This window comes from Nostoc sp. PCC 9305 (assembly GCF_963920915.1).
Classification (GTDB): domain Bacteria; phylum Cyanobacteriota; class Cyanobacteriia; order Cyanobacteriales; family Nostocaceae; genus Nostoc.
The window spans coordinates 1-8,547 of sequence record NZ_CAWUDN010000183.1; the positions used below are offsets into that span (position 1 = coordinate 1).

Here is an 8,547-nt window from a genome sequence, read left to right on the forward strand (position 1 = left end):
GGATTAGTTATTTACGGACTGATTACCGTTATTCGCTAATCACCGAATCGCACCACTGACTTAACTACGAACAGTTGCAGCAACTCAGCCAAACTATAGCCCAGTGGTAGACAGGGCTAGTTATGACAAGTTATTGCGTTTCTCAAGGATTCCTGGACAACTTAAAACCTGTGTGGAAGTTTTTGTAAGCATGACAACTGGCATTTAGCTTAAACAGACTTTGATAACTGCTTATTGGTCAGTCGCTCTGCTAAACTCAACTTATAACTAGGTTTTTCTACAGTTTTACATATAAAACCACGTAAGGCGATGCACTTACCGTATTTTACTCGTAAGTATGATTAAACGTCCAGCGTATTCGCGTTGTATATCGCTCAATTATCTGGATAATACACCGCAGTTAGTCAAACTCCCTACAGACTGGTTGCTCAAAAATTCACCTACAAGTTAATAACCATAAGGATAATTCCAAACTTTGTAGAGAAGCGATATATCGCATTGATGCTGCAATTAGGCAACATCCTGAAAGTGATTACAATACTCAAGGTCAATTCCGATTCCCTAGTTTAATGACTCATAGAAAACTTTGTTTTTTGCAATCCAGTCAAAATCCTGTTTAGCAAAGGTCAAATCGCCAACATTGCTGCTAAAATTCCTGATAATGCCAGAATCCTGATTAATTATGGTGAGGTAGCATCAAAACTAACGGCGTCTATAACTAGGTGAAGTCTGCATTGGCAAACTTTGGCTATAGCCAATGCCTAGTACCGCAAGGCGGAATTAAAAATTAAAAATTAAAAATTAATACAGCGTAAGCATTTCATTGGTTTTGAATGGTGAGGCAGTCCGGTCTTCTCCCAAAGGGAGAGGCTACCGCCAAGGGGGTTCGCCTCATGAGGAACTGCCGAACCCGTTAGCGCAGCGTTAGCGAGTCATCGAGCGTCAGGGGTGGTTTGACGCCGTACTGCACTAGTTCTTTACTCAGTGTTGAAAAAATATTGACTTACAAACAACTACCATGATACTTTAAATCAAACCATTCGGTCGGTAATATTTTATTTACAGCAATTTTCAATTCAATAAACTCTCTACTATCAAAATCGCTGTAATGTCCAAAGGCGAAGAAACAAAAACCAGAATTCTTGAGCAAGCAGCCGAACTGTTTAATCAACAGGGGTATGCAGGTTCATCGATGTCAGACATTATGCGTGTAACTGGATTGCAGAAAGGAGGAATTTACAATCACTTCCAAAGCAAAGACGATCTCGTACTACAGGCTTTTGATTTTGCGATCGCTCGCATTAAGCAGCATACCAGATTTGCATTACGAAGCAAACACCACGCAGTAGAACGTCTGCAAGCAATCATTGGGGTGTTTAGTAGCTTCGCAGAAAATCCACCAATCAAGGGAGGGTGTCCACTGCTGAATACTGCTGTGGAAAGTGATGATGCTCATCCGGCGTTGCGAGAACGTGCTCAACAAGCGATGAACTCTTGGCTACATCTAATTTGTCGAATTATTGAAAAAGGAATTGAAAAGGGTGAAATTAGCCCGGAAGTCAGTGCTGATGAAATCGCTACCATCATAATCGCAACGTTGGAAGGAGGCATAATGATGAGCAAGCTTTATGGAGATTCAATTCATATCCATAGGGTAATTAATCACCTAAATCAATACTTGAAAACTTCTCTTTAATTGAACAGACCGAGCAGTATTAAAAAATCTCAAGAGAAATAATGCTAGTAAATAACAACTCACACAGGCCATTAGAAGTAGTATTAGCAATTCCTGTCAAAACATACGACATTGATTTTATGGGAATTGTGAGTAATATCGTGTATATCAGATGGCTAGAGGATTTACGTCTAAAGTTTTTAGATGAACATTGGCAACTCAATCAACAAATTGAACAAGGATATACACCAATTCTAGCTGGGACTGAAATTGAATATAAACGTCCAATAAAGATTATCGATCGAGTGATTGGACGTTTATGGCTGAGTGGTTTAGGACGCTTAAAGTGGACTGTGCAAGCTGAAATTTTATCTAACAATGAGTTAGCAGCAGTGGCTAGCCAGAAGGGTGGTTTTGTCAGTCTGCAAAATAATCGTCTTATTCCCATTCCAGAGGAATTACAGAAAAAATATTTACAGTATCAACAAGGGATTTAGAAAATTTAATAATTAGGAATACTTCGATATTTTTTTAATTTTTTACAGCCTGTTCGGTTTGTTTGTGTGTAAACATAATCTGGACTATGATACCGATTATTCATGAATACGCGAAATAACCCCACTGCCTGCGGCACCTCTCCTTGGTAAAAGCATATGGGGAGGGGGTCAATCTAAAAACTTACTAATTTCTTCATGCTTACCCTTAATCTCCTCTCCGCATCGGGGCTTGTGTACACTGTAGACAAGCGAGGAGTGGAGACGAAGTGTAGCTTAAGCTCTTTGGGGTTATTAGGGTTTAATAAGCAATCAAGCGGACATGATATGAGAGGTCAAATATTCACAAATATTGTGTTGAGTGGGTAAACAGCCAACTTTTTTATTGTTAATCTCGTAAATATACGGGAACTTCTTGTTTTGAGTTTTGGTCACTTTATGTCACTTTGAACAGTAAAGCGGTTCTGATTCCAATAGATTAGGTATAGTCCAACTCAGGCATTACAGCCTTATATGTCGTCCGATTTAACTGACCCTAACTCTTCGGTAAACCACTGTACCCATCGAAAGGTATGTACAAATGCTGTTATCCGTTGTCAGCTTTTCCTGAATTGTCTTTATATATACAATAATTACACTTTCTTAGTCAGATTAACGCAGACTTAAAGCACTTTAAAATCGCTAAAATGGATGTTTGCTTATGGAAAAATTTAGTCATATCCAACCAAATATTACCATAATTCTTTATATATATACTAAAAGTTTATGAAAGCTATATCAAACGACACTTCAAACACTTTTGCACCCAAAAACCTCTATACTAGACTAAACTTTGATAAATTTGAGAGTTTTGTTAATTGCAATACCAAAAACTATCAATTTTTAGATGAAATACTAGCGTATCTTATAGTCTATAGTTTTTAAGGTTTAGTCAAAACTATATCCAGTATCATCAAAAAACTGCAAACTTCATGTGGTGCAAAAATCAAGTGGGGAGTGAAAACATGAATTTACGTAGAGATGCATTGCAAATCCTCAAAGAAACTAGCCGAACTTTTTATATCCCAATTAGTGTTTTACCGCCAGGATTGCAAGAAGCAGTAGCATCGGCATATTTGTGTATGCGTGCCATTGATGAAATTGAAGATCATCCCGAACTAGATAATGCTACTAAAGCAAAGCTGTTAAGAACTATTAGCCTGACATTGCAGGCAGGAGTTGATGGCTTCGCGATAGATGCTTTCTTTGCAGGATTTAGTGGGTATGAGAATTCATTAGAAGAAGTCACTTTGAGGATTAGAGAATGGTCACTGCTAGCACCAGACACTATTGCACCTCGAATTTGGGATGCCACTGCTGCAATGGCAGACCGGATGGCTTATTGGGCAGAAAAAAACTGGAAAATTTATACAGAATCTGATTTAGATCGTTATACCTTTGGAGTTGCAGGTGCAGTGGGACTGTTACTTTCTGATTTATGGACTTGGTATGATGGAACACAAACGAACCGTATCCAGGCGATTGGTTTTGGTCGGGGTTTACAAGCAGTCAATATCCTGCGTAACCACACTGAAGATTTGGGGCGTGGAGTAGAATTCTTCCCAGAAGGTTGGAGTGCAGAAAATATGCAAGAGTATGCCCGACGCAATATCGGGCTGGCCGAAGCTTATATCAAAGACCTTCCTACCGGGCCAGCCTTAGATTTTTGTCAAATCCCCTTCACCTTGGCAAACGGCACTCTTGACGCCCTTGCTAATGGTAAAGAGAAACTCAGCCGCAGTGATGTTTTTGCACTTATTGAACAGCTGACTAGTGTGAACATGAAAGCTAGCTAATAATCTCTTAACGACTAATGGAGATGATTCTAAATTGCCTCCAAATTTGGGCATCCAAAATCCTACAGCGACTTTCTGTAGGGTAGCCAGTACGGTTTTCTCTCTTCTTTACGAGACGCTCCGCGAACGCGGAGCGTTCCGTTCGCGGAGCGTCTCGTAGAGAAGAAAAGGCATTAGCCTCTCCCTTTGGGAGACGCTACGCGTAGCTTGCTTCCACAAAGTGGTACCAGAGACTTGTCTGCGACACGCACTCGCGTTCGCCAACGGTATGGCTTCTCTTCTTAGGCTGCGCCAACGCTTTGAGCGAGTCCGCGAGCGTCGTCTGGGGTTTCCCCAAATATAGTAACTGGCATTGGGCACTGCCCTCCAATACCTTTTCATACCAATTCTCCCATGCAAAAATCAGATTAAAGCTGATTTTATGAATGGGATAATAGCGTGATTAACCCCACAAGCCTTGAGAGAGCGTGATTAGGAATTAGGAATTGGTAGAAAGTAGCATAAACAGTATTTGCCAATGTAAGTATAATAAATAATCTTGTTTAGCGATCGCTGTAGGTAATCTCAGCTAAACTTTAGGAACTCTTCAAAGGATTTCCAGCAGAAATTACCTGGCAAGAGTTGATTAATATCTAAATAATTGAAAGGGAGTATAACACTCCCCGTGATTATTCGTGCAGCGAGTTGAGAGTGCATGAGCTACTGCTTAAATCCTACCTGTTCCAATCCAGAAAATTTGGTATATAGCCAAAGGTGTCAGTCTTGTGGCTCGCAACTACTGTTGCGCGATCGCTATCAGGTGATCAAACCATTAGGTCAGGGTGGCTTTGGAGCGACCTTCCTAGCCAACGATCAAGGCTTACCAGGAGAACCGAGTTGCGTAATCAAACAATTACGCCCATCAGGAAGCGCCCCACACGTTTTACAGATGGCCAGAGAACTCTTTGAGCGAGAAGCCAAAACTCTAGGTAAGATTGGCAATCATCCCCAAGTACCAAGATTGTTAGACTATTTTGAAGATCACGAGCAATTCTACTTAATTCAAGAATATATCAGTGGTGACACCTTGCAAGAGGAGGTCAAACTTAACGGCATCTTGAGTGAAACTGGAGTCAAGCAATTTTTGAGCGAGATTTTGCCACTATTGCAATACATCCACGATCAAAAGGTGATTCACCGTGATATTAAGCCAGCCAACTTAATCCGCCGCACTCAAGATGCCAGAATGGTACTTATCGATTTTGGTGCCGTCAAAAACCAAATCAGCCAAGGTGCGACAGGCCCATCTGGACAGACAGCATTAACTGCGTATGCAATTGGTACTCCTGGTTTTGCACCTCCAGAGCAAATGGCTATGCGTCCAGTCTACGCCAGTGATATTTATGCACTAGGGGTAACATGCATTTATTTACTGACCAGCAAAACTCCTAAAGATTTAGATTACAATCCCAACACTGGCGAGATGATGTGGGAGCAGCTTGTGCAAGTGAGCGATCACTTGGGCAATGTGTTACGAAAAATGTTAGAGGTGTCTGTACGTAATCGCTATCAGTCAGCGGCAGAAGTTCTTAGAGCATTGGAAATAGAACCATACTTAGATAGTTTAGCAAAGGGTTTGCTGATTAAATCCGATCATGGATCTAAAGAGCGAACACATAACCACCTGGAAAATTCTGCTGTTTTATGTAACAACCCTGCTGCTACCAGTACTGGAGTGGCACAGGTAGCGGCGGCGATTCGTGCTAGACGAGCCAAGGCAGCGGAAGCCGCGGGATCAAACCAGGGTTCTGGGATGGCCAAATCAACGACTTTCAGTAGCAACAGCAATAGTTCACAAGGTCAAAATTCTAAAGTTGGGCGGAAGTTAGATACCCAAGGTTTATTAACAGCTTATCTGAAGGGAAGACGAGATTTTGCCTTACACAATTTAAATTTGCTAAATCTGCAAGGTGCTGATTTATCTCAAACAAATTTCCATTCTGCTCAATTGCAAAAAACCAATCTTCAGGGAGCTAATCTTCACAATAGTGACTTTGGCAGAGCCAGTCTGACTCGAGCAAATCTTAAGGATGCTAATTTGAGCAAAGCATACTTTAACCATGCTGATTTAGAAGGAGCAGACCTGCGAGGCGCAGACCTTAGCAATGCTTATCTCAGCAATGCTAACCTCCGAGGAGCTAATCTGTGTGGTGCTAATCTCACCAGTGCCAAAATTTCTGATGAGCAGCTAGCACTAGCAAAAACAAATTGGATGACTGTGCGCCCCAATGGAAAACGAGGTTTGTTGTGATTTGAAAGTGTGAACTACCGCAATCTATAGACGGATGGAATTTCCTAATTCATCGGGAATAGCCTCTTTTGTCGCCATAGTTCTATGCGAATATTCTCCTAATATTAAGCTCTGTATTTTTATTAACAATTTTAAAACACTCATTTTATCAGAATCACAAGGCTAAACTTTTCTCACATCTGGGGAAATTAGCCCTGATTCTTTTCGATAAAAACTTAGATTTATTCAGAATTGACCAAATATGTATAGTGTTTAGGTTGAGCCATAGCCATTACTCTCATTAATATTAAGAAATATCCAAATATCTAGCAAAAATACGTAGATGTTTGTTAATTCTTCATGAAATCTTTATGATTTTTATCTGTTACAAATAACAAATGATTATTTACAATAAACAATAAAGCATCATAATAATTTTCTAAAGGTATTTACATGCTTTTTATGGCTATAAATAACAGGGAATCTCACACCTAAAATTTGTAAAATAGAATGATCCTAAACCACTAAATTTTTCAGATGGCAGCAAAAAGCAAAAAATCAATTATTCCTGATTGTCGGCTGTAGATGTATATTACAACCGAAATCAGGTAGTATAAGGTTTACGTACAATGACTGACTTTGCACAAACGGAAATAGAACGGCGATTAACTTTATATCAAGTATTTCTCAAGTTGTATGAACACCACAGCAGCCTTCTAGATGAAATACTTCAGCTAGAAAACCTATCTCAACCGTCGTTGAGGAGAGTCAAGACGACGGGTTACGTACATGGTGTAGTGGATAGTGCTGCTGTTTATTTGATGACTAACTTGGGCGACAATCAGACTCAGAGTTTACGACAGCCGCAACAAATCTGGACGATAGGTCGTAATCGCACCAGTGGTATTTGCATTGCTGACAATCATCTGTCTCGTCGCCACGCTGCTATTCAGCATATTGACGAGCAAGGCTTTTACTTAATTGATTTCAAAAGTACCAATGGCTCGTTTGTGAATGGTAATCGCGCTGTTAGTCCGATTCAGCTCAAAGATGGCGATCGCATTCGTCTGGGAAATATGACTTTTGATTTTTTCGTGACTTCTACCTACCGCGTTCTGCCAACTGTTGCAATAGATTTATTGATGCAGCTTGTGCATCGAAAGAATAATCATACAGTAGACATACTTGCTTATTCCCAGAATAGACAAAAACCTCTAATTGAAAAACCAGATTCTAATTTAGAGGCTTTCAGAAATTTCGGCATAGTTGAGAAGCTTGAAAATTTTTATGACAACTTCAGTTCGGAACAGAAATCAGAAATTTTAGACCGCCTGTTTACCGCACAAATACCGTCTAATCCCAACCAGCTAAAAAATTGGAACTTCTAGCAGTTTTCAATTGCTTCAGAAGTGCTGTTAGCGGTAGTGTGACACTTAGTCTGTTAATCTGTGCTGAGTAAGAAGCGAAGGTTTGCTGAGGCAGACAAATAATGAAAGTTAAAAGGGAACTCGTCAAAATATACCAAATATATAAAAAAAATTAAGAATGTGATTAAATATCATAGCAATCATTTTGGAGTCGCATCTCTAGCTCACAATAAAAAGAAAGCGATTCAGAGATTGAGTGAGTAAATTACGCTCTATCCTGGCAACAGGAGGATACTCTAAGGTCTACCAGCAGTAGCAACAAAAGTAGTGATAGTGATTTACTCCGGTTATGTGGCTCACCGCTACGCGTCTACGGCAAAAAAAACCCCCAGTGGGTGTTAACCTACTAGGGGAGTTAGTTATCAGGGTGCATCTACCAATTAAGTGTTCTCAGGTTGAAGGCCATACTCCGGATAAATTTGTACAAAGGTGAGTTATTTTTTAAATAAAAAAACCCCCAGTGGGTGTTAGCCTACTAGGGGAGTGAGTTATCAGGGTGCATCTACCAATAATCTTTTCTAGGGGCAGCCAGCATCCTCCGGGAAAAAAGAACTAAATTAGGGTTGATATCTACGATGGGCTGTAAAGCTCGTACCTCTATGGAGAAGCAAGCTACGCGTAGCATCTTTGAGAGGGAAAGACTCGCTATGATTTCTTTGCTAGACGTATTCGCGATCGCTATTGGTAACGCAAGTAGTAGAAAAAACTCCCAGTCGGTGTTAACCTATCAGGGGAGTGAGTTATCAGGGTCAGTTATTTTTTTTAATAAAAAAAACCCCCAGTGGGTGTTACCCTACTAGGGGAGTGAGTTATCAGGGTGCATCTACCAATAATCTTTTCTAGGGGC

General features: G+C 40.3%; 5 protein-coding genes and 1 pseudogene. All 6 read left to right on the forward strand.

Annotated features, from left to right (window positions below; all coding sequences use genetic code 11):
- Positions 1-576 precede the first annotated feature (576 nt).
- A pseudogene (locus ACM0OX_RS34280) lies at positions 577-719 on the forward strand (NADH-dependent alcohol dehydrogenase); the annotation flags it as partial.
- A 389-nt stretch (positions 720-1,108) separates the two neighbouring features.
- Complete coding sequence (locus ACM0OX_RS34285; RefSeq protein ID WP_414519513.1) at positions 1,109-1,696, forward strand: TetR/AcrR family transcriptional regulator; 588 nt, start codon at positions 1,109-1,111, stop codon at positions 1,694-1,696.
- A gap of 41 nt (positions 1,697-1,737) precedes the next feature.
- Positions 1,738-2,172, forward strand: coding sequence for an acyl-CoA thioesterase (locus ACM0OX_RS34290; protein WP_414519515.1), 435 nt, complete (start codon positions 1,738-1,740; stop codon positions 2,170-2,172).
- 1,001 nt (positions 2,173-3,173) lie between these two features.
- On the forward strand, positions 3,174-4,004 hold the full coding sequence (locus ACM0OX_RS34295; RefSeq protein WP_414519516.1) for a squalene/phytoene synthase family protein: 831 nt from the start codon (positions 3,174-3,176) through the stop codon (positions 4,002-4,004).
- Positions 4,005-4,698: 694 nt separating this feature from the next.
- A complete protein-coding gene (locus tag ACM0OX_RS34300) occupies positions 4,699-6,294 on the forward strand; it encodes a protein kinase domain-containing protein (RefSeq protein WP_414519517.1) in 1,596 nt (531 codons plus the stop codon).
- Between the two features lie 608 nt (positions 6,295-6,902).
- On the forward strand, positions 6,903-7,661 hold the full coding sequence (locus ACM0OX_RS34305) for an FHA domain-containing protein (RefSeq protein WP_414519519.1): 759 nt from the start codon (positions 6,903-6,905) through the stop codon (positions 7,659-7,661).
- Positions 7,662-8,547: the final 886 nt, after the last annotated feature.

Bases quoted from the DNA above. Each gene is read 5' to 3' on its own strand.
- ACM0OX_RS34295 (WP_414519516.1), top strand. From the start codon at position 3,174: ATGAATTTACGTAGAGATGCATTGCAAATCCTCAAAGAAACTAGCCGA.
- ACM0OX_RS34290 (WP_414519515.1), top strand. From the start codon at position 1,738: ATGCTAGTAAATAACAACTCACACAGGCCATTAGAAGTAGTATTAGCA.
- ACM0OX_RS34285 (WP_414519513.1), top strand. From the start codon at position 1,109: ATGTCCAAAGGCGAAGAAACAAAAACCAGAATTCTTGAGCAAGCAGCC.
- ACM0OX_RS34300 (WP_414519517.1), top strand. From the start codon at position 4,699: ATGAGCTACTGCTTAAATCCTACCTGTTCCAATCCAGAAAATTTGGTA.
- ACM0OX_RS34305 (WP_414519519.1), top strand. From the start codon at position 6,903: ATGACTGACTTTGCACAAACGGAAATAGAACGGCGATTAACTTTATAT.